This is a genomic window from Sporolactobacillus kofuensis, assembly GCF_024125425.1.
Lineage (GTDB): Bacteria > Bacillota > Bacilli > Bacillales > Sporolactobacillaceae > Sporolactobacillus > Sporolactobacillus kofuensis.
The window spans coordinates 110,558-132,921 of record NZ_JAMXWN010000002.1 but is presented as its reverse complement, the minus strand read 5'-3'; the positions used below and the strand labels follow the sequence as shown (position 1 = coordinate 132,921).

Below are 22,364 nucleotides of genomic sequence, written 5' to 3'. Positions count from 1 at the left end.
ATAATACTCTTGTAATTTTCTCACATTGGATAGAAAGCGTCTATCTATGATTAATGATTTGATGCTTAAAGTTACTAACAAACTGAGATCACGGTTCTCTATTATTTTTGCTTGCGCATAGCAAACGCTTTCTGTGATGGCATAAAAAAATCCGCCTAATCATGGAGATTAGGCGAATCATCCGTTTGATGCAATCACGTGAAACGATGAGTACGAACCGTTATTCAACATCCTTCATCATTTGTTGAAAGATTGGCGCCGTTAGAAATAACACCATACTGATGACCAGGACAGTACTCCCCATCACCGTGAAATACGTGACTTCTGTATGGCTGTTGTAGAGCGGCACAACTTTCGCATTAATCGCCTGTGCGGTGGCATCGGAAAGCAGCCACAAACTCATCGTTTGGGCAGCGAACGCTTTAGGCGCAAGTTTTGTAGTCACGGACAGCCCGATTGGTGACAGGCACAATTCGCCAAAAACGACCAGCAAGAAACTTACAACGAGCCACAGTACGCTCACCTTAACCGATGTGCCGAACAAGAATCCAGGCAGCGCCATGATTAAGAAAGAGACAGCAGCAAAGAACAAGCCCATCGCAAACTTTTTCGAAGTTGATGGTTGCTTCTTTCCTAACTTCATCCATAAGTAAGAAAAAATTGGAGCAAAGAGGATAATAAAGACCGGATTCAGCGATTGGATCCAAGAAGATGGAATCGTAAAGTGCCCAAGTGACAAATCCGTTCGTGTGTCCGCAAAGGTTGCTAAGATAACGGCACCTTGCTCTTGAATCATCCAGAAGAAAATGGATGCAATAAAGAGCGGAATATATGCATAGACGCGCAGTCGCTCCTCCGGTTTTGTCTTAGCACTCCGGATCATCATCGTAAAATAACAAATCGGTAGGATAATGCCAAGCAGCGTAATGCCTGAGACAAAGCGCGGCACCGTAAGCCAATGTGCAATGCTCAGGATCACCAGCGTCAGAATAGCCAGAACAAAGACAATCAGCCAAATGCCCATTCTCTTTTTCTCAAGATCATTAAGAGGATTAACTGGACCGCCGCCTGTCAATCTTTCATTTTTCCGGCTATTGATAACAAAGATGAGCAAGCCAATGGCCATACCAATTGCAGCACAACTGAAACCTAAGTGATAATTATAGTTTTGGCCCAGCGTTCCAACCACATAGGGTGCCAGAAACGCACCCAAATTAATCCCTGTATAATAAATACTAAATCCTGAATCACGGCGCAGATCACCCGGTGCATATAATGTTCCGACTGTGGTCGCAATTGTTGGCTTCAGCAAACCGGTTCCTATGATAATTAATGCCATCGATACAAAGAGTGCAGGTACCCCTGCTGGAATCGACAGAACAATATGACCAAGCATGATTAACACACCGCCAAAGAGAATCGTTCGACGTAATCCGAAGATACGATCGGCCATCCAGCCGCCTGCAATCCCCGACATAAATACGAGTGCTCCATAGATACTCATTAAGGATGCGGCAACACCCATCGATAAGCCTAATCCGCCGTTCCGGATCTGATCATACATATAATAGAGAAGAATCGCGCGCATTCCATAATAGGAAAACCGCTCCCATAACTCCGTAAAAAACAGTGTAAACAACCCTTTAGGATGACCCAAAAATGTCCCTTGTGATGATCGTTTCGAGACTTTTGCAAACCCGCTATTGGTGCTCATGATGTCTGAAACTCCTTATCTTAATTGTGATTTTTCAAAAGAGAATCCATTCTTCTGAAAAAGAGAAATTAATGTATCGAACACAACAACGTTCCATTTTACACAATGCACCAACAATAATCAAAGGAAAGAAATAGCAGAGCACGATGCACAGTCACTAGGTTTCCCAGATAAAAAGTACTTAAGCCATGCCAGGTTTTGATAATGTTCCGGTTGCTCGCATCTGCTAGGACAGCCGCGAGCGATCTGTGAGCCTCCTCAAACAACCAGCAATCTGCGGTGTCTCACTTGGCTCGTATCATCTGGAATGGTCCCGCAGAAGTCTCGCACCGACGCATTTGGTTCATAACCTCTTGCTTTAAAAACAGTTACTTTCTTTACTTGCAAAGAAAACCCGATCAGATTTACGTGCTTCACGCATCTGATCGGGTTCTTTAATACTTTCAATAAGTCTAACTTATAGATTTTTATCCATGTTAAATGTCAGTTTTGATAAAGACATAGATTGTGTCGTTAAATTCTTAAGTAATTCACGTGTTTGTTCAAGCGCCAATTCAGCATTCTGTTTGCTCGCTTCTGTTAACAGTTCAGCAATTTTTTCCGAATCTGTACTTAATGCTGCTTCATCAGTCTGGGCAATCTTGCCTAAGAATTGGCTGTGCAGATGGCCTTTATAATCGAGGACCTGCTTCAAGAACGTCGTATAATGCGGTTCGACAATCACAGGGATTGTTTTATAAAGCCAATAAGCGGATGAAAGATCCAATTTAAGCGGCGTGACTTCATAGGCTTCCGGTACGGATGTGATGTTCGTATAGAACGGAACATAAGGACTGAAGGTACCGGCTAGCGATACCCATTGAACACCTGCCAGCGCATCTGGAACATCCGGACGGATCTGCAAAATATGCGAATCCTGTGTCCGGTTCAGCGAAATTGCCCGGAACATTGTTCGCTCTGCTTCGCTCCCGCCACCGAGCGGATCGTAAACAGTCTCCTGATAGTGGGAGTCCAGAATATAGGCAATGTCCTCCACACCAATTTTACGATTCGCTTTGCGCAGAAACGGCAGGTCATTCGACATCGGATCCTGTTCGCATTCCGGATTCAAGTATTTCTGTCCGTACCAGACGCGCGGCGTATTGTAATGATGATCGAATACTGTCTGTGTCCCGAAAATAGAACGGAAGTTGATCGTGTCAAATCCGGTATTCAAGTGATACTTATTGATAAATTCCATCAAATGTGAAGCCAACATAAAATTATCTTGATCATCTGGGTCGATTTCTTGAATTGCTGTCTGGTTTGCAACGACTGCATAGGAATCATCGGGAATACGTTGCGCAACCCATTGATGCCCGGTCGCAATTTCCATATACCAAACTTCGTCTTTATCCGAGAACAAGACACCGTTAGATTCTGCCGCGCCATAAGTCTCAACGATTTCACCAAGTCGACGCACACCATCCCGTGCCGAATTTATGTACGGAAGCACAACCGTAACCATGCAATCTTCAGCAATACCGTTTTCAACGAGCGGATCGTACCCCAAGACGCGCGGGTTACCGTAGATACTTTCCGTTGCGCTCATCCCGACATTTTTTTCATTAATTCCTGCGTCTTCAAACGTGACATAGCGATCCTCCCGGTCCGGAATCGCCGTATAGCGATACCGTTCCTTCGGCAAAGTGATCGTGAAGCGATTGTTTGGCGATACATACACTTCATCTTTGTCGAGCATCTGATGAGGATGCACCGTCACTTTCTTCGGAACAAGCACCTCGTAGCTGTCCCCATTCCGAGCAATCATCGTTGAACCATCAATGGTTGCGCCTTTGCCGACTAACACCGTCGTGCAGGCTTTGTGTGAATTCTTTAGTTGCATTATGCCATCCCTTTATTTGTGTCATCGTATAGATCTATTTTAGCACTGCTCAGCCATTCGAGCAGAGAAATAATCTACTCATTTTTCTTTTCGATCATAGGATGCGTGTTTTCACGTAAATGAAATTTGTTAACACCCACCACTCCGAGGACCACCATCAACGCACCAATATAGTGATAGTAGAATAAGTGCTCATGCAGAAAAAGTACACCGGAAAAAATCGAAATGATTGTTGTCAGATTCGTGAATACGCCAAATTTGGAAGCTTCTAATTCTGATAGAGCAAAATTGGACAGAAAAAAGGTCGTAAATGAAGCCATGATGCCTAGATATAAAATAGAAATAAGAGCGATCGGATCTGTAAACGGAACAAAAAGATCAGAAAGGTTGCCGTGGATGAGATGATTTCCAATCGCAAGTCCATTAAAGGAAAGAAAGCCGCCAAAGATCATTAAATAAGTCATGTCCACCATCCGAAACTTTTGCGCCATGGTTCGTGCACGCACATTATAACCTGCGTACGTGAATGTACTGATGAACAGTACGCTCATCCCGATCCATTTCGCACGTTGAAAATGCACACCGTTCATGACGAAAATGAGTACAACCCCAAGGACAGATACGGCTGTCGCTGCTTTTTGCATGCCATTTGTTCGCTCACGAAGAAAAAGAGCAGCCAAAATGAGTGTGAACACAGGTAGCATCGCTTGAATGATTCCTGCTTCCGAAGCTGGAAGAAAGACAAGTCCCAATGCTTGGGTCAAAAAGTAGAGACAAGGATTAAGCAGTGCAAGAGGTAAGAGCACCCCAATATCTCGCCAATGAAGCGTTAACTTTATTCGCCGAACCACAAGAACAACCATCGCGAACACGAAGGCGATCGAAAATCGATCGGCAAGAACATCGAGCGGATCCGCATAAGTAATACTCAGTTTAACAAACATGAACGAAAGACCAATAATCACTGAAAATAATATCGCTGAAAGATAGGCTAGAAATGTTCTTGAAAAACCCAATAACGCCCCCTCCTCTACGCTCATTATCTTACAATCTCAGGAGAATAAATAGAAAAAGAGGATCTTCAACAGTACGTGTTGCAAAACAACGTACTGCCAAAGGCCCCCCACATCAATACATCATATAAAAGTCACATTCTTATTCATGCAGACTCCGCAATCGTTCAGTTTTTTCCCATACGATTTGATCATCGGCAATGACAACACCGTAATCGGATTTCGCACGTTCAACGGAAAGATAATCATCACGTACATCAGCGAGCACTGCTTCCGGATCACGTTCATAAGGATCGCCGTAGCCACCACCGCATGGCCCCACAATGCGCAATGTTTCACCAGCATGCGTTTTCTTATACGGAACTTTCGAAGGTAATGACGTTTCTTTACCCTCACGATCCGTAAAAATGAGTTGGCTCGGGGTGCCATCGTAGCCACCATCAAAGCCCCAAGGTGCATACTTTTGACCTTCGCCTTCGACCGAAAAACCGCCCTCATTGGTAAATTCAATAGCGCGGATTGGTCCGACTCCGCCTCGGTATTTGCCTGATGCCGCAGCATGATTGGGAAACTCATATCTGGTCACACTGAGCGGATGGTGAGACTCAATATCTTCAATAGGATTATTTCGTGTATTTGCGTACAGGACATCAATTGCGTCCATCCCGTCTTTTCCATAACGACCACCGGAACTGCCCGCCATAATGTCCATGTATACCCAATATTTTTTATCGATCATCCCGCTGTAAGCAACCATATACAGGTTGCCAATCCCTGCACAAATTTGATCAGGAACCGCCTGACCTAATGCGTGCATAATCGTATCCGCAAGTGCGTTTCCAGGACAAAATCGTGAAATCGTCGGCGCAGGATAAGTGGGGTTCACCAAGGTACCCTCCGGAGCGACAATCTTGATCGGTTTCATTAATCCGGCATTCTGAGGAATGTAGCCAAACTTCTTCGAATCAAGCAAAATAGTCCGGATCGTTAAATAGACTGCCATATCCGTGGTCCCCAGAAAAGGCATATTAATCGGCCGATCGTCGACTTGATCGGAAGTTCCGGTTAAATCAACAATCATGTCATCCCCCTTAACAGTAAGGTTAACATTCAATTTCAAATCTTTTCGTTTCGGATCCTGACTATCCAAATAACCATCAATATATCCAGCCGAATGATAGGTACCATCCGGTATTTTCGAGATTTCATGACGCAAAATACGTTCGGAATAATCCATTAAGTAGTCACGCGCCGCACGTACGGTTTCAAGACCGTATTTCTCGACCAACTCCAAATACCGCTGCGCACCTATGTTACACGTCGCGATTTGTGCTTCCATATCGCCAACGACCATATCGGTCGCACGCACATTATCGCGAATCAGCCGCCACACCATATCGACAGGCTTGCCTTCTTCATAAACCTTTATCGCTTTAAATTGAAGTCCTTCCGCAAAACAATCCACCGCATCAATAATTCCGATCGATCCCGGCGAGAGTGCCCCCAAATCTAGTTGATGCGCAGTAGAACACGAAAAACCAATCAATTCACCTTTATAATAGACCGGAACGAAAAAGCCACAGTCCGGTTGATGTGTCGCACCGTAAAAAGACGAGTTGTGTAGAATGACATCGCCAGGTTTAAAATCGTACCCGCGCTCCGCCATGATTTCTCGAATCCCACGAAGATAGCCTGGAATAGGCCCAGATTGCAGCGGAGTGCTATTCACCGACTCACAGAGCTGCTGTCCATTTTCATCGAGCAACGCACAGCCGAAGTCATTCGATTCACGAATGATACTCGAATAAGACATACGCGCAAGCTTATGGCCCATTTCAATCGCGATATTTTTCAGCGCACCGCTTAGAACTTGAGCAGTAATCGGATCGATTCCTTTCTTTGTCTCTACCATTACGCCTCGCCTCCTATTTTTACGATGATGCTTCCGTTCGCCAGCATGGTTGCTACACAATCAGGAGGGATCACTGATGTTGTATCCTTCTGAAGAATAATACATGGACCAGCGATTTCCTCGCCGATCGGTAATTTACTTTTCATGTAGTGTGGTGTATCGAACGTCTTCAATTCACCATCGGATCGGAACCATGCCGGTGCGCCAGTGACGAGTGCTTCTTCGAGTGAATGACTGCCCTCAGCAAAATCAGGATCACCAATTTTCGGCATTTCACCGACACCGGTCACACGCATGTTCACAATTTCGATCGGATTGTTAAAGAATGAGTGGCCGTATTCCCGTTTATGAACGGTGTGAAATGTATTCCAAATGTCCATCACGTTTTGTTCGTCGATAATCCCTGGTTCAACCGGAATCCGCAGTTCATAGCCTTGCCCGTCATAGCGGCAATCAAAGAAGCGCAGAAGCGAAATTTGTTCAGATTCAAAGCCCGCTTCTTCCAATTGAGCCGTTATATCAGCCTCAAGATTTGTGAAGCGCTGATTGATATAATCCAGATCCACTTTGTCACTGGACATGAAAATCGTTTGTACAGCGTCGTATTTCAGATCGGTCGTGAGCAGTCCGGTTGCCGAGGTGATGCCCGGATAAGGAGGAATAACAACTTCAGGAATATCGAGAATTTCCGCAACTTCAATTGAACACATCGGACCGCCACCTCCTAACGCAGCCAGACTGAACGCACGCGGATCAAAGCCCTTTTGAATCGTTCGCGAACGAATCGCATTGGCCATATTGTTGTTCACAATCGTCAGAATACCCTCTGCTGTTTCATAAAGTCCCAGCCCTAGTTCATCTGCCAACTTTTGCACGGCCTGCACAGCTTTCTCCGGATAGATTTCCATCTCACCATCCAAGAAGTGATCAGGATCAAGCCGTCCAAGCACCAATGTCGCATCGGTTACCGTTGGCAATTCGCCGCCGCGTCCGTAGCATGCTGGCCCAGGATAGGAACCGGCACTTTCAGGTCCTACTCTGAAAGCACCACCAGCATCCACATAGGCGACACTGCCGCCGCCTGCACCAATGGTATAGATATCAATCATCGGCACCTGAACGGGATACCCGGCAATTTCGGTATCACCAGCCGATGATTCCGAAAATCCGTGCTCCGTCACAATCCCAATATCCGCACTGGTTCCACCAACATCAAACGTGATTAGCCGTTGATGATTCGATAACTTTCCTGCCCACTGCCCACCAAGCACTCCAGCCGCCGGACCGGATAGAAGCGTCATTACCGGTTTTTCAGCAATTGTCTCAGAATTAGCGACCCCACCGTTTGAGGTCATAATCAAGAGATCACAGGCCACACCGGCTTCACGAAGCCTCGTCTCCAAGCTTTCAATATAGCCCTTCATTTTAGGGCCAACAAAACCATTCATACTCGCTGTAGCAAAACGTTCAAATTCACGAAACTGCGGGGAAATGTTCGCTGAAGTGGTCACATAAAACTCGGGGAATTTTTCATGAATGATTGCTTTGACACGTTCTTCATGTGAAGGATCTAAATAGGAAAAAAGAAAGCCGACAACGACCGATTCCACACCTTCTGCCTTAAAGCCATCCAATATTTTAACAACCGCATCTTCATCAAGCGGAACTTTTTCATAAGCTTTTCCATCAAGGACGCCGATCCGTTCAGAAACCGTCTGACGGTAGCGTCGTTCAACCATGGTGCGGTCCTGCCACGGAATTTCCTGGGCAATCGAGTAATTTTCCGGGCGCTGGTGCCGACCAATCTGCAGAATATCCCGATAACCCTTTGTCGTAATCAAACCAGTTTTCGCACCTTTATGTTCCAGTGCGGCATTGGTCGCAATTGTCGTTCCATGAAACACGTGATCCACACTCTCCCGATCAATGCCATAGCGGGTACAAATCTCCGCAATCCCATTCACCATACCAATTGAGGGATCTTGTGTGGTCGTCGGCGTCTTATGAATGCGCGAAACACCGGTATCCGTATCCGTATAGATCACATCTGTAAACGTACCGCCAATGTCTACTCCAATAAGTTTCATATAGCTTCAGCCCCCATCCACAACTCGTCTTTTTGATTATCTGCAATTATTAAAAAGTTGAAGCGATTGGATACCTGCTCACTGTTGGATCAAAAGTCTTAATGCTTACTTAGAATGATTGATTTTTAGTTTAGTAGGTTCAATTCATTTTCTTGGGTTCGGGTTCTCTCAAATTGGGTTCGGTTTCTCTCAAATTGGGTTCGGGTTCTCTCAGATTAGGCTCGGTTTCACCTAGATTGTGTTCGACTTCAGGTCTTCGGTTCGGGTTCACTCAAATTGGGTTCGGTTATTCACCGATTGGGTTCGGGTTTACCCAGATTAGGTTCGGCTTTACCCAGATTGGGTTCGACTTCAGGTCTTCGGTTCGGTTTCACCCAGATTGGGTTCAGTTTTACCCAGATTGGGTTCGGCTTTACCCAGATTAGGTTCGGTTTCACTCAAATTGGGTTCGGTTTACCCAGATTAGGTTCGGGTTTACCCAGATTGGGTTCGGTTTCACCCAGATTGGGCTCGGCTTTACTCAAATTGGGTTCGGGTTCCCTCAGACTGGGTTCGGGTTTCATCAGATTAGGTTCGGTTATTCACCGATTGGGTTCGGTTTACCCAGATTAGGTTCGGTTTCACTCAAATTGGGTCGGGTTTACCCAGATTAGGTTCGGTTTCACTCAAATTGGGTTCGGGTTCACTCAGATTGGGTTCGGTTTCTCTCAGATTGGGTTCGGTTATTCACCGATTAGGTTCGGTTTCACTCAAATTGGGTTCGGGTTCACTCAGATTAGGCTCGGGTTTACCCAGATTGGGTTCGACTTCTGGTCTTCGGTTCGGTTTTTCACCGATTGGGTTCGACTTCTGGTCTTCAGTTCGGTTTTTCACTGATTCGGTTCGGTTTCACTCAAATTGGGTTCGGGTTCCCTCAGATTCGGTTCGGGTTTACCCAGATTGGGTTCGGTTTCCATCAAATTGGGTTCGACTTAACCAGATTAGGTTCGGGTTCACTCAGATTAGGCTCGGTTTCATTCAGATTGGGTTCGACAATTCGTTACGATTCACCATTTCTGTTACGACGATTTTTTCACAATTGTTTTTAACATTGCTTCGATGATTGAATGGTTCTCCTTCTTTACGTCATCGTCCGATTTAATCGTTTGGCACTTAATTGGTTGGTTAAATATTTTCGTCCGTCTGGAGTGCGTATGTGTAATGTGATGGTCTGATCATCCTGTGTAAATTGAATGAAGGCGCCATCGAGATTCTCTTGTACACGAACAATTGAGCAATCCTTGTTTAATAACTCGTCAATCTCTCTTTTTTCTTCAGTAAAAAGTTTAAATTCGTGCATTGCTTACCCCCCAAACGTGCTGAGCAGCCGTTGCCGTTCATTCCAGGTCATCGGTGCGCTGGTTGGCTGCTCGATCATCGTGATTGCGCCTTCTGCAGGACACACAATGGAGCAAAGGTTGCATCCGACACAGTCTTCCTCACGAACCTTTAGAGCGACCTGACCTTCTGTATCGGTAAAAAATTCGATACATTGATGGGCAGTGTCCTCACAGGCAATCTGGCATTTATTACAATGGATGCAATGCTCTTGATTGATCTGGGCAACGACTTTATGGTTCAGGTCAAGGTCGCCCCATTTCATGTATTTAGAAACGGTTTGCCCAACCAGATCCATGGCAGATGTGAGTCCTTTTTCATCAAGGTAATTATTCAATCCGTCAATCATGTCTTCCACGATTCGGAATCCATGGTGCATTGCAGCGGTGCAAACTTGCACGCTCGATGCACCCATGAGCATAAATTCAGCCGCATCGCGCCAATTTTCGATTCCGCCAATGCCTGAAATCGGGAGATTCATATCGGGTTGACCGGCACATTCCGCAACCATACTTAACGCAATCGGTTTAACGGCCGGACCACAATACCCGCCGTGTGTCCCTTTGCCTGCAACATTGGGAATCGTGTTCCATGTATCGAGATCAACCCCCATTAAACTATTAATCGTGTTAATCATGCTGACTGCATCAGCCCCGCCTTGGGTTGCCGCATACGCCGTCGCTGTGATATCCGTAATATTCGGCGTCAATTTGACGATGACCTGTGTTTCGGCCGCTTCTTTCGCCCAATATGTTTGCTTTTCAACGAGCTCCGGCACCTGTCCGGATGCTGAACCCATACCGCGCTCAGCCATGCCATGCGGGCAGCCGAAGTTGAGTTCCAGCCCGTCGACGCCAACATCCTCGACTCGCTTCACAATTTCATGCCATTTTTCCGCTTGCGGTTCGACCATCAGCGAGGCGATGATCACATGGTCCGGATACTTTCTTTTCGTTTCACGAATTTCACGTAAATTGACTTCAAGCGGACGATCGGTGATCAGTTCGATATTATTGAAGCCGGCAACACGCTGACCCCCGTAATTTAGTCCCGCAAAACGTGAGGTCACATTAATAATCGGATCCCCCAAAGTTTTCCAAACAGCGCCACCCCAGCCTGCTTCAAAGGCGCGCTGCACCTGATAACCGGTATTCGTTGGTGGACCTGAGGCCAGCCAGAACGGATTTTTCGATTTAATGCCTGCAAAATCGACGTGCAAATCAGCCAAGGCGATCCCCCCTTATACTTTACTAAGCAAATGTTTATGAATGGCATACGCAGCTTGCTTTCCTTGTTCGGCAGCTGCAACAACCATCGCCTCACCTTTACCATTGCCAAAGATGACGTCTCCGGCAGCGAACACCTTTGGATTTGATGTTTGCATGGTCTCAGGGTCAATCTTTACAACACCTTGCTCATGTTCAAGATCAAATGCTTCGATAAACGATGAATACCGTTGTTGTCCAATTGCTTTCACAACAACATCCGCATTCATATAAAAATTTGAATTTTCAATCTCTATAGGTCGACAACGCCCACTGGCATCTGCATCGCCAAGTTTCATGTGCATACACTCCAGCTTTGCCACCTGATTTTTTTCATCGCCAATCATCTGCACCGGTTGTGTTAACCATCGGAATTCAATACCCTCTTGCTTTGCAAAACTGAATTCAAATGGGTAAGCACTCATCTCTTCTTCTGTACGACGATAAATGATTTGAACACGTGAAGCGCCTAAGCGTTTCAAGCAGGTTGCCGCATCAATGGCCGTATTACCCGCACCGATGACCACGGCATTTTTTCCAATAAACTGATCACGAACATGACCATCCTTGACGCGTTCAATCAGTTGAATGGCATCATAGACACCGTCCAAATCTTCACCTGGGACCGTGAGCGGTGGAACATTAGCCATGCCAACGGCAAGGACAATTGCATCGAAGTCGTTTAACACCGCATCAATTGGAATATCTTTCCCCACTTCGGTATTCGTTTGGATGGTAACCCCAAGTTTTTCAACTTGCTCGACCTCCCAAAGTGCGATGTCCTGCGGCAAACGGAATGGAACGATACCATAAGTATCCAGCCCGCCAGCTTTCTCATTTTTTTCATAGATCGTGACTTGATAACCTAGACGTGCGAGCTCTCTTGCCGATGATAGGCCTGCAGGACCTCCACCGATAATAGCAACCTTTAATCCATTGGGCTCCGACACTTCAAATAATTGGGAATGATTTTTCATTGCCCAGTTGGTCGCATGCCGCTGCAAGTCGCCAATCATGATTGGCAGTGATGCATCATTGAGCACGCACGCCCCCTCACACAATTCTTCAGTTGGGCATACCCGTGCACAAGTCGCCCCCATCGGGTTTGCCTCCATAATCACACGTGCAGAACCTTTCATATTGCCGGTTGTGATCTTTTTAATGAACAACGGGATATCAATTCCAGTAGGACAGGCTTTTACGCAGGGTGCATCGGAACAGAATAAGCAACGATTTGCTTCCTCCATCACCTTTTTCGGCTTTAGATCAGGTTTTACCTCATCAAAGATTTTCCATAACTGAGCGTCAGACGGCAAACTCATCGTGCAGATCACCTCCATCAATCCATTGCTTTTTAAGTCGCCGCATCTCGATCAAATATTTTCCGGTCCTTGTTTGATCATGTTTCCGGTGACGTCACTCGCTGTTTTCGGAGCATTCATGATCACGGTCATCGATGCATACTCTTCATCACTCAATTTGCTTGGATCCTGTCGCATCAAATAAGTGTAGATACATCCGGAAATGATTAAGCCAAAGGTCCAGGCGTTATCCCATAAGAAGCGTAAGCCAGGAACAAACAACCCAAGAAGTGGAATGATAATCCCAATTACCAGTGCATAAATACTGTTCCGATTAAAACCTGATGCATAGCTGTAACGTCCGGTACTTGAATACAGTTCGGTTAACGCAAGTTTCCGTTTGCGGACGAGCCAATAATCAGCAATGGCAATGCCGTCAATTGGACCAAGCAGTGCGCCATAACCGCCAAGGAAAACAAAAATGTAATTTGAAATATCGCCAACGAGGTACCACGGCTGCATCACTAAAGACAGTAATCCGGTAATCACAGCACCGCCGGCAAACGTGATTTTTCGAGGCCACAGATTCTCTGCTGCACGTGCCGGAGCCACAACATTTGCGGCAACATTCGTGGTTAATGCGGCTAAGATAATGCCAATTGTTCCAATGAAAATAACGAACGGAGGAAAATGTGCCATCAGAGCAGCCGGATCCCAGATCGCTTGACCATAGATCACAACGGTTGCTGAAGTAACAGCGACACCAATGAATGAGAAGAGTCCCATTGTACCTGGAAGAGCAATCGACTGGCCAATGACCTGAGCCTTTTGACTTTTCGCATAACGCCCAAAGTCAGGAATATTCAATGCGAGTGTCGCCCAGAAGGCAATTGTACCGGTTAATGCTGGGAAGAAGATGGTGAAAAATTCACCGGCCGATTGAAACTTAGAAGGTGCGGAGAGCATTGGGCCCATACCTCCGGCAGCAGTGATCGCCCAAATCAATAAAGCTAATCCCATAACAATCAATACAGGAGCTGCCCAAGATTCCATTTTTCGAATACTTTCCGGCCCGCGGTAAGCAACAACCACATTTAAGAGCCAGAAGGCGAAAAATGCGATGAAGAGATGCCCACCAACGTGTTCCCATCCGGTCATGGATACGAGCAGCGTGTCAATCGCCGCCCCACCATACCAGCAGTTAATACCAAACCAAGCGGCAGCAACGATTGCACGAGCGATTGCAGGTATATGGGCACCTTTTGAACCAAACCATAGGCGTGCGAATACCGGATATGGGATTCCAAATTTTGTTCCGGCATGGGTATTCAGAAGTACCGGTATAAGGACAATCAAATTCCCGAGAATGATCGTCACAATAGCCTGCCACCAGTTCATACCTAGGGCAATTAATCCGGAAGCCATTGTGTAGGTGGGAATACAAATACACATTCCGACCCAAAGGCTAGAGAAATTATAAGCGGTCCAATGATGTTCTGCTCGGGTTGTCGGGCGCAAATCTTCATTCAACATGTGGCTATCTTTCAAGCTTTCGGCGGCTTCGCCGGTCAATGTAACAATTCCGTCTTGTTCAACTTGAGTTTTCATCATCTGAATTCCTCCCTAAGATAAGTGGCGTTGCAGACAACCATCAGATTACTCTACTTAAGTATCCTCTATCGAAGCAGAAGCTTCTTATCTATCTTTTTCATGTACGATCGTAAAAAGAATAAATGATCATGATTGCAAATCATGGCTTAATGGCCGTTAAGTATGGAAAGTACGGTATCTAAGGCCACATTCACCCCCTTTATGCAATCCTCATAACTTGTGCATTCTTCTTCACAGTGACTTTTCCCATGAATACTCGGGACAAAAATCATTGTTGTTGGCATGTACTCTGCAATGTATTGCGCGTCGTGCCCGGCACCGCTGTACATCTTTTTGTAGGAATACCCCAGCCCCTGTGCCGAACATTCAAGTTGATCACAGAGATTCCTGTCGAATTGAACTGTATTGCGTCCCCACAACTTTCGCGTACGCACCGTGCAACCCTCAAGCTGCTCCGGCAGATCATTGATCGCTTGGACCACTTGCGCAATCACTTCCGGGTCCTTGTGGCGCGCCTCCAATGTAAAAACGACTCGATCCGGTATCACCGTGTGAATATTTGGTGTGACCACCATCCGGCCAATCGTGTAGACCAGTTCTCGATCCAGATGGCTCAGTTTCTCACGCAATGCCGAAATCACATCATTTGCTGCAAACAGTGCATCTTTGCGCATGTACATGGGTGTAGTGCCGGCATGATCCGATTCGCCGGTCACTTCAATTTCATAATTCACCATCCCGACAACACCTTCAACAACACCGATTTCCAAGTTCTCACTTTCAAGAACCGGACCTTGCTCAATGTGCATTTCAAGATAAGCGGTTGCTTCTTGCAATCGATTTGCTGCATCGCCTTCATACCCACTCGCAGTCAATGCCTCACCGAATGTCACACCTTCTGAATCCGAACTCTGAAGCATTTCCGACTTCTTGAATTTGCCGGTAATAATGCCGGAACACATCATTGCAGGATCAAAGCGGGCCCCTTCTTCATTTGTAAAATCCACAAGCGTAAATGGAATCTTCGGCTTAATATGATGATCATGCAGTGTCCGTGCCACTTCCAATGCAGCAAGAACCCCAAGTACGCCATCAAACCGTCCACCTTTTTTCACCGAGTCCAGATGCGAACCCATCACCAGAGGCGGACGATCCTCAAGTCCTTCCATCGTCGCGTAGAGGTTAGCGACATCATCGATCTTGATGCTCATGCCAATCGCTTTACAACACGAAACAAGGTAGTCCCTTGCTTCGACATCCTCCGCTGAAAGGGACAAACGTGTCACACCGTTATGGTCAGTTCGGCCGAAATGAGCGAATTTTTCGATTGTTTTCCTCAGACGTTCCCCATTGATTAATACTTTCTGTTCCTGCAACAACGATCACCTCCCACCCCACTCGATTTGAGAATCATCTCATGAGCGGCACTCCATTGGTTTCGAATAAACTTCCTTCACGTTCGCCAATTTTCAAAAAAATTATCTTTCACCAGTAACAAAAAGAATCCCTAAGTTTACTTTGCCACCACTGGATGATCAGAAAAAAGCTCTTTTTCAAACTTGATCAGTGCAAGTTCAAACAGATCCATCGCTTCATGTATTTGCTGCTCTGAGATGATCAACGGTGGTGCAATCATCACATGAGAGTCATGAGAATAAGTATAGAAACCTTGTTCCATAAGTAGACCAACAAATTTTTTCATCAAGCCTTCAGTATCCTTGCCATAGTCCTTTCCATAACCCATCAAGGGTTCTTTGGTTTGCTTATCCTTAACAAGCTCTACCGCCGCAAACAAACCAAGATGGCGCACCTCACCGACCGAAGCAAAACGCATGAGTTGCTCTAACCGCTCCGCAAGCACATGGCCCATTTCCGCCGCATGTTCTACTAAATGTTCGTTCTTATAAATATCGAGTGTTGCGCAACCGATTTGTGTGGATACGGTATGCCCGCTATACGTCAGTCCGGTCAAGAGCACATGATCATCAAAATAATCGGCAATGGAGCTGCTGACAATGACACCTCCGAGCGGGTTGTACCCACAAGTCACACCTTTGGCGAATGTCATCATATCCGGTTCCAAGTTAAAATGATCGACTGCAAACATTTTCCCTGTTCGCCCAAAACCCGACATGACCTCGTCACAAATCATCAAAATGCCGTATTTTGTGCATAGCGCGCGTACACCTTCCATGTACCCCTTTGGCGGGATCAGAACCCCATTGCTTCCGGGAATCGTCTCCATGAAAATTGCGGCAATCGACTCTGGACCTTCATAAAGAATTTGATGTTCCAATCGATCAAGATAAAAGTCAGATGCTGCTTCTTCGCTTTCAAAATCTATTTTTTCATGATAGAGATGAGGAGTCTCAAATTTAATAAAACCAGGCAGTCCGGGTTCAACGGCGAAGCGACGATTCTCTCCCGACAAATTTCCAGCGCCAAATGTTGCCCCATGATAAGAACGATAGCGCGAGAATATTTTATAACGACCGGTGACCATGCGTGCGATCTTGATCGCATGATCATTAGAATCCGCTCCGCCGTTCGCAAAGAATACTTTCGCCATATTTTTAGGCGCCACTTCAATAATCTTGCGCGCCAATTCAGCAGTTGATGCGGTCGCAAATCCTGGAGATGCAAACGGAATATCCCCAATATGTTTAAACTCTTCCATTAATTTCGGATGGTTATGGCCAACGTTCAGATACACAAGTTGTGCACTCATGTCATAGAACTTCTTACCGGAATCATCCCAGAAAAAAATTCCCTCAGCTTTTTTTATGATGCTCGGATGAATTGCTTTTTGCTTTGACCAAGAGTGTAAAACATAGCGCCGGTCGTCTGCTTTAATCTGCTGGTCATCGATTTGTTCCATGAAGCACCATCTCCAATCCATTGTCTAAATAATATAATACAATGATAAACCTACGTAGATTGAATTCAATGAACATTCTGACAAAAATTAATGTGCATCTGCACAAAGCAAATGCACATTAATCCCTCAGATCTTCAATCATAAAAGCAAGGAGTAAGTTAGTTTTCACAAATGGCCGACACAGATCTGCGCCAAGAATCGATTCGATTTTTTTCACTTTATAAAGAACTGTATTTCGATGAATGAATTCTCGATGTGCGATATTTGCCGTTCTCCCATCCTCTTCAAGGAAGACGCGCAAGAACGGAACGTAATCTGTCTCGTGTATTTGATCATACCGACTTAATAAGCCCAGGTATTTCTGATAATGACGTTCGAGAACACGACGATCGTGTACATCCATGAGCATTTGATACGCGCCAAGTTCGCTAAATTCATAGACACCAAGATTTGGATGGCGTCTAGCGAGACGAATCACCGTCAGCGCTTCTTGATAACTTTTCGCAGTTTCCATTAACGTGTACGCATGCCCTGATCCAACCAACACTTGAGCACTTCCGGGTTTCTTTCTATTTTTTTCGTTGATCTTTCGCACGATCTTCGAAAGTGACACATCCGTTCCACTTATAGGCTCAACTAAGTAGATCATCTGATGCTCTTCCCGAATCGATGCAAGTAGCTTATATTTTTTCGAAAATTCTCCTTCTATTATATAAGTGAGTGCAGGCGGAATGCTCTGATCCGTACCAAGCGTACACACAACAATTGCAAACGATCCATCTATTTTTATGTTTAATTGTGTAAACGCATGAGCAACATCATCACTCGAAACATGATGATATAGGAGCTTCGCTAGTGCATCTTTCGTTTGCGTATGCGTCTGCTCCGCCATGGCCAGATACTGCACGGTGATTTTCACAAAATCAGCCACCCTGTACACCCATGGCATTTCAAAGACCGGAAACTGATGCACATCTGCAAATCGTATCACCTGATCCGGAATCCGAGGAATGTATGGACCAACATTAAGAATAATACCGGATGCATGGCGATCAAATGCCTGCCGCACCATCGCAATGACCTTCTGCTCATCCCTTCCCATATTAATCCCCGTTGTCACGAGCAACTCATTTTCTTTAAAAAATTCAATTAATCGGTCACTTTCCATGACATTAACGCCGGTAATCGGCCGACTAATGCCCTCTTTCCCGGCTACAAGTTTAATTGGTGCAAGTTCAGGCAACGCAAACACATGATTCAGTGTGATCATCACATACCTCCATGGAACCAAGTTCAACAAAATCATCAGTGATTAAAGGGAAGTAATACCATGAAAGGTATCCAAGATTTTAGAAATAAATAAAAAGCAATAAAACCATATTCATATGTTTGAATTGTGCCAATGTTGTCACATATTAATAGTTTCACTATAAAGCGATCCCTTGACAATGTCTAATTTCAGCAGGGTAAAAAATGGGGAATGATTGATCCTTACTTACGAAAACATCACATCCATCAAAAAAAGCTGCCCCATCAGTTAACGAAGTAACTAATGGACCAGCATAATTATTTTTATTTATAGTAAGCGTTTACACAAACATGTTTAATATGAGCACCCCAGCCAGGCCAACGAGCGAAAGAATAGTCACCATAACCGACCAGGTTTTTAGTGTCTTTCCGATCGAGAGATTAAAATATTCTTTATAAATCCAGAATCCTGCATCATTTACATGAGAGAATGTAATACTGCCGGCTCCGGTAGCAATCACCATGAGTTCCGGACTAACATGAGTCATCGCAACGAGTGGAGCAGATATGCCTGCTGCCGTTAACCCCGCTACGGTCGCCGAACCTAGGGAAATACGCAGAATGGCAGCGATAAGCCAAGTCAATAGAAGCGGTGATAGTGTACTCCCTTGCATGATGTGAGCGATATATTTATCGACTCCGCTATCGATAATCACCTGTTTTAATGCACCGCCACCACCAATAATAAGTAGAATCATACTAATTGATGTAATTGCCGACGGTACTGATTTCATCACTTCTTGTAACTTCATGCCCCTGAAAATGCCAAGTGTAAAGAAAGCAATAATAACTGAAATCAGTAAAGCGATTGATGGTTCACCGAAAAAGGTCACTGTGCTCAAGAGTGGTGATTTCGGGAAAAAGATTTCTACTAAAGCTTGAACAGACATTAAAATGACCGGAACAATAGCCGTAAATAGGCTGATCGAGAAACTCGGCATTTCTTCCTCTGTGAACTGTTTCGGATTAAAAAGTGCCTTTGGAATTTCAGCATGTAAATCTTTCATCTTAAATAGTTTTGTAAAAAGCGGTCCACCTGCAATAACCGCAGGTATCGCTAGAATAATGCCATATAATAATGTTTTGCCAAGATTGGCATGAAAAACTGAAGCGATTGCTGTTGGTCCTGGGTGTGGTGGCAAGAAACCATGAACCGTGATTAACGCCGCTACAATGGGCATCCCAACATAGAGAATCGGTAATCCAGCTTCGATGGCAATTGTAAAAGCAAGTGGAATTAAGATTACAAAACCTACTTCGTAAAAAAGTGCAATACCGACAATAAATCCGGTGAGTACCGCTGCCCATTGTACATATTTTTTCCCAAATCGATTAATCAGAGTGATCGCAATGCGATGCGCAGCACCCGAGTCTGCCATCAATTTACCGAGGATCGCACCAAAACCAAGCACCATCGCTAGGTTTCCCAAAGTACTTCCCAGACCGGTTTTAACCGAAGTGATCGCGTCAATCGGTGCCATTCCCTCCATAATACCTACAACAACAGATACCAGTACTAACGAAATAAAAGCGTTTACTTTCAATACAATCATCAATAATAGCAACAAAGCAACTCCAATACAGACAATAACGATCGGCATGATGTTCTTCCTCCTATTTCTGAATAAGGTTCAGCAAATACTGTGCACAACATGAGCCCTAAGCATCAGATTCTTTAGGAAACGTTTGCAAATAGGCGTATAAACTTTCTCATTGCCAGCTCTGCTGCAATCTGCATTTTCGAAGTATGTGTCGATAAATGTGCAGTTGAATGCGTCTCAAAAGAGTTTTGCAAACTACGTACCGCTGCAATGGATATTTCTGTATTGACATTGATCTTTGTAATGCCACGTTGAATTGCCTCACGAATAACCGCATCAGGTGTGCCGGATCCCCCATGAAGAACCAATGGAACGGATACAGATTCACGGATTGCACTTAATCGCGCCAAATCAATATGCGGTTCCCCTTGATACATACCGTGAACGGTGCCGATTGCTGCAGCAAGAAAGTCGATTCCTGTACGTTCTACAAATTGTTGAGCATCGTGTGGATCAGTGAGCACTCCCTCCCCCTCTGCTTCATCGGAGTAGCTTCCTCTCTTCAAGGAACCAACCTCTCCCTCAACAGAAACACCCACCAGATGAGCCAATTCAGCGATTTCCTTTGTCTTGATGATATTTTCTTCCAAATTATATTTTGAACCGTCATACATCACCGATGTGAATCCACAACGAATGGCTTCAATAATTGATGATTTGTGCTCCGCATGATCCAGATGCAGAGCAACAGGTAGGTTTGTCTTTGCTGCCAATGTCTTAACCATGGCCGAGAAAGCATCCATTCGGACAATGGGCAAGTAGCGTTCACCTAATGCGAGAATGATCGGTTGCCTCTCTTCTTCTGCTGCACGAAATGCAGCTTGGACAGTCTCCATATTGTATACATTAAAAGCAGCGATCGCTCGCTTTTCTTTCTGCGCTACTTGCAACAATTCTAATGTATTGACGAGCATCAATGATCCTCCTATCGCACCATCACATAGATGGAGATGTGTTTATGATGAAAATTCTGTTTTTTGTTTCTCTAAAATATCCACAGCTTCTCGAAGTGCCGAAGTAGTTCCAACATTCCCAGGGAAGATGACATAGGAAATGCCAGGGTATTTACTTTCACTACCGATTTGCCAAACAGGGATCCCTGGTAGAATTTGGCCAAGTACCTTTGCCTTTTTCACACCTAAACCTTTTGTACCAATATCGCTTGATGTGATACCGCCTTTGGCGATCACATAACTTGGCTGAACCTTGAGATCGCGGACAATCCGTGTTACCGCGTTCGATATGCTTACGGATAATTTCAATTCCTCTTCCTTTTTCCCAGGCCCTAGATCAATGCGCTTTCTGCTCGTATACACAGTCACCGTTTGACCCTTTCTAATTTGCTCTTCACATTGATGAACGACGCGGCTTAGCTCCTGGTCTGCCGTTGAATCATTAATAATCAATTGAACGTCTAATTCAATAAAAGTAATATTTGGATTTTTTTTCAGTTCTTGGAGTTGATTCGTTGTCTTTTGAACATGAGAACCAACAATAATCAAACCGCCATGATCAGAATCATTAGGGCAAAGTTCTGAACTGGACAGAAGCGCGCGATCTGAAACACCGCCAATCGCCTTAGGAAATGCTGCTGCGGTACGGAACAGAAAATTTTTCCCCGATTTTATTGCTCGGACAAAAGCAATCGCAGACACCAAGACATCTGACTGATCTACAGCATTAACTACAATTTTGTTGAAATTCTTCACTAAACAGAGTTGATTTGTCATTGAATCAATTGCCAGATTTCGAATTTGATCAAGAGAGAGATACGTTGTTTCATCGGCCGTATAGTCACCGTTTGTCTTCTCCTCAATCCATTCACCTAAGTGAGAACTCTTGTAACCAAAAGTTCGATCTTTGGCAAATTCCGTCTCTCCTGCAGGTACGAGATCTTCTCCATATTGTACATAGTGAATATTGTTATAGGTGAGACGCCCACCCTCTTTGAAAAACGGCATGATCAATTCTCCATCATAAGAGAGATCCGTCATTTTCTCGATCGTTTCTTTCAACACCTGAGTTTCTGTAGGGTAATGACCCCTCAATGTTGAATCTCCGCGACTAATGATGAGAAACGGCCGATTAAATTTCTTATAAGCGTTGACAATATGTTCAGCGATTTCCCTATGTGCACGAACAGTTTCCTCATGGGTAAATCCTCTGGAATTGGTCAGAATAAAAAACATTGAGTTTTCTTCCTGAAACCCTAGATCAATACTCTCTTGCGACCAATCCGTATATACCGAGACATCATGCACGGTTTGAACACCGGTCGGATCATCGTCGAGGACAACAATCTTAGGTGTAAAATCAGCGAGCTCTTTGTTCAACATGTGTTCTGCAAGTTCTTTATCAATAACAGGCAAACGGTTTAGGATATCCATAGTTAACATTTTCGAATCCACCATC

Annotated in this window: 15 protein-coding genes; all 15 read right to left on the bottom strand. The window is 44.9% G+C overall.

The annotated features are described in order from the left end of the window. Window positions 1-220 precede the first annotated feature (220 nt). On the bottom strand, window positions 221-1,714 hold the full coding sequence (locus tag NIE32_RS02105) for a peptide MFS transporter (RefSeq protein WP_253052533.1): 1,494 nt from the start codon (window positions 1,712-1,714) through the stop codon (window positions 221-223). A gap of 457 nt (window positions 1,715-2,171) precedes the next feature. Then, window positions 2,172-3,599: a C69 family dipeptidase gene (locus NIE32_RS02100; RefSeq protein ID WP_253052531.1), complete on the bottom strand. Its 1,428-nt coding sequence runs from the start codon at window positions 3,597-3,599 to the stop codon at window positions 2,172-2,174. A gap of 74 nt (window positions 3,600-3,673) precedes the next feature. Next, window positions 3,674-4,615: a DMT family transporter gene (locus tag NIE32_RS02095; protein ID WP_253052529.1), complete on the bottom strand. Its 942-nt coding sequence runs from the start codon at window positions 4,613-4,615 to the stop codon at window positions 3,674-3,676. A gap of 139 nt (window positions 4,616-4,754) precedes the next feature. Then, entirely contained in the window at window positions 4,755-6,524 is a 1,770-nt protein-coding gene (locus tag NIE32_RS02090) for a hydantoinase B/oxoprolinase family protein (protein ID WP_253052528.1), read from the bottom strand. After that, window positions 6,524-8,611: a hydantoinase/oxoprolinase family protein gene (locus NIE32_RS02085; RefSeq protein ID WP_253052526.1), complete on the bottom strand. Its 2,088-nt coding sequence runs from the start codon at window positions 8,609-8,611 to the stop codon at window positions 6,524-6,526. Before NIE32_RS02085 ends, NIE32_RS02090 begins: the two co-directional genes overlap by 1 nt. A 1,120-nt stretch (window positions 8,612-9,731) precedes the next feature. Next, a complete protein-coding gene (locus tag NIE32_RS02080) occupies window positions 9,732-9,950 on the bottom strand; it encodes a hypothetical protein (protein WP_253052524.1) in 219 nt (72 codons plus the stop codon). 3 nt (window positions 9,951-9,953) lie between these two features. Continuing rightward, window positions 9,954-11,216, bottom strand: coding sequence for an NAD-dependent dihydropyrimidine dehydrogenase subunit PreA (gene preA / locus NIE32_RS02075; protein ID WP_253052522.1), 1,263 nt, complete (start codon window positions 11,214-11,216; stop codon window positions 9,954-9,956). Window positions 11,217-11,228: 12 nt separating this feature from the next. Further along, complete coding sequence (locus NIE32_RS02070; protein ID WP_253052520.1) at window positions 11,229-12,575, bottom strand: NAD(P)-dependent oxidoreductase; 1,347 nt, start codon at window positions 12,573-12,575, stop codon at window positions 11,229-11,231. 51 nt (window positions 12,576-12,626) lie between these two features. Beyond that, window positions 12,627-14,162: an NCS1 family nucleobase:cation symporter-1 gene (locus tag NIE32_RS02065; RefSeq protein WP_253052822.1), complete on the bottom strand. Its 1,536-nt coding sequence runs from the start codon at window positions 14,160-14,162 to the stop codon at window positions 12,627-12,629. A gap of 149 nt (window positions 14,163-14,311) precedes the next feature. Continuing rightward, a complete protein-coding gene (locus tag NIE32_RS02060) occupies window positions 14,312-15,541 on the bottom strand; it encodes a Zn-dependent hydrolase (RefSeq protein ID WP_253052518.1) in 1,230 nt (409 codons plus the stop codon). A gap of 137 nt (window positions 15,542-15,678) precedes the next feature. Beyond that, window positions 15,679-17,043, bottom strand: coding sequence for an aminotransferase class III-fold pyridoxal phosphate-dependent enzyme (locus tag NIE32_RS02055; protein ID WP_253052516.1), 1,365 nt, complete (start codon window positions 17,041-17,043; stop codon window positions 15,679-15,681). Between the two features lie 118 nt (window positions 17,044-17,161). Continuing rightward, a complete protein-coding gene (locus tag NIE32_RS02050; protein WP_253052514.1) occupies window positions 17,162-18,313 on the bottom strand; it encodes a PucR family transcriptional regulator in 1,152 nt (383 codons plus the stop codon). Between the two features lie 319 nt (window positions 18,314-18,632). Continuing rightward, window positions 18,633-19,952 (bottom strand): gluconate:H+ symporter, encoded by a 1,320-nt coding sequence (locus NIE32_RS02045; RefSeq protein ID WP_253052512.1) that lies wholly within the window; start codon window positions 19,950-19,952, stop codon window positions 18,633-18,635. Window positions 19,953-20,026: 74 nt separating this feature from the next. Further along, window positions 20,027-20,866, bottom strand: coding sequence for a class II fructose-bisphosphate aldolase (locus tag NIE32_RS02040; protein WP_253052509.1), 840 nt, complete (start codon window positions 20,864-20,866; stop codon window positions 20,027-20,029). A gap of 42 nt (window positions 20,867-20,908) precedes the next feature. Continuing rightward, complete coding sequence (locus NIE32_RS02035) at window positions 20,909-22,363, bottom strand: four-carbon acid sugar kinase family protein (protein WP_253052507.1); 1,455 nt, start codon at window positions 22,361-22,363, stop codon at window positions 20,909-20,911. Window position 22,364: the final 1 nt, after the last annotated feature.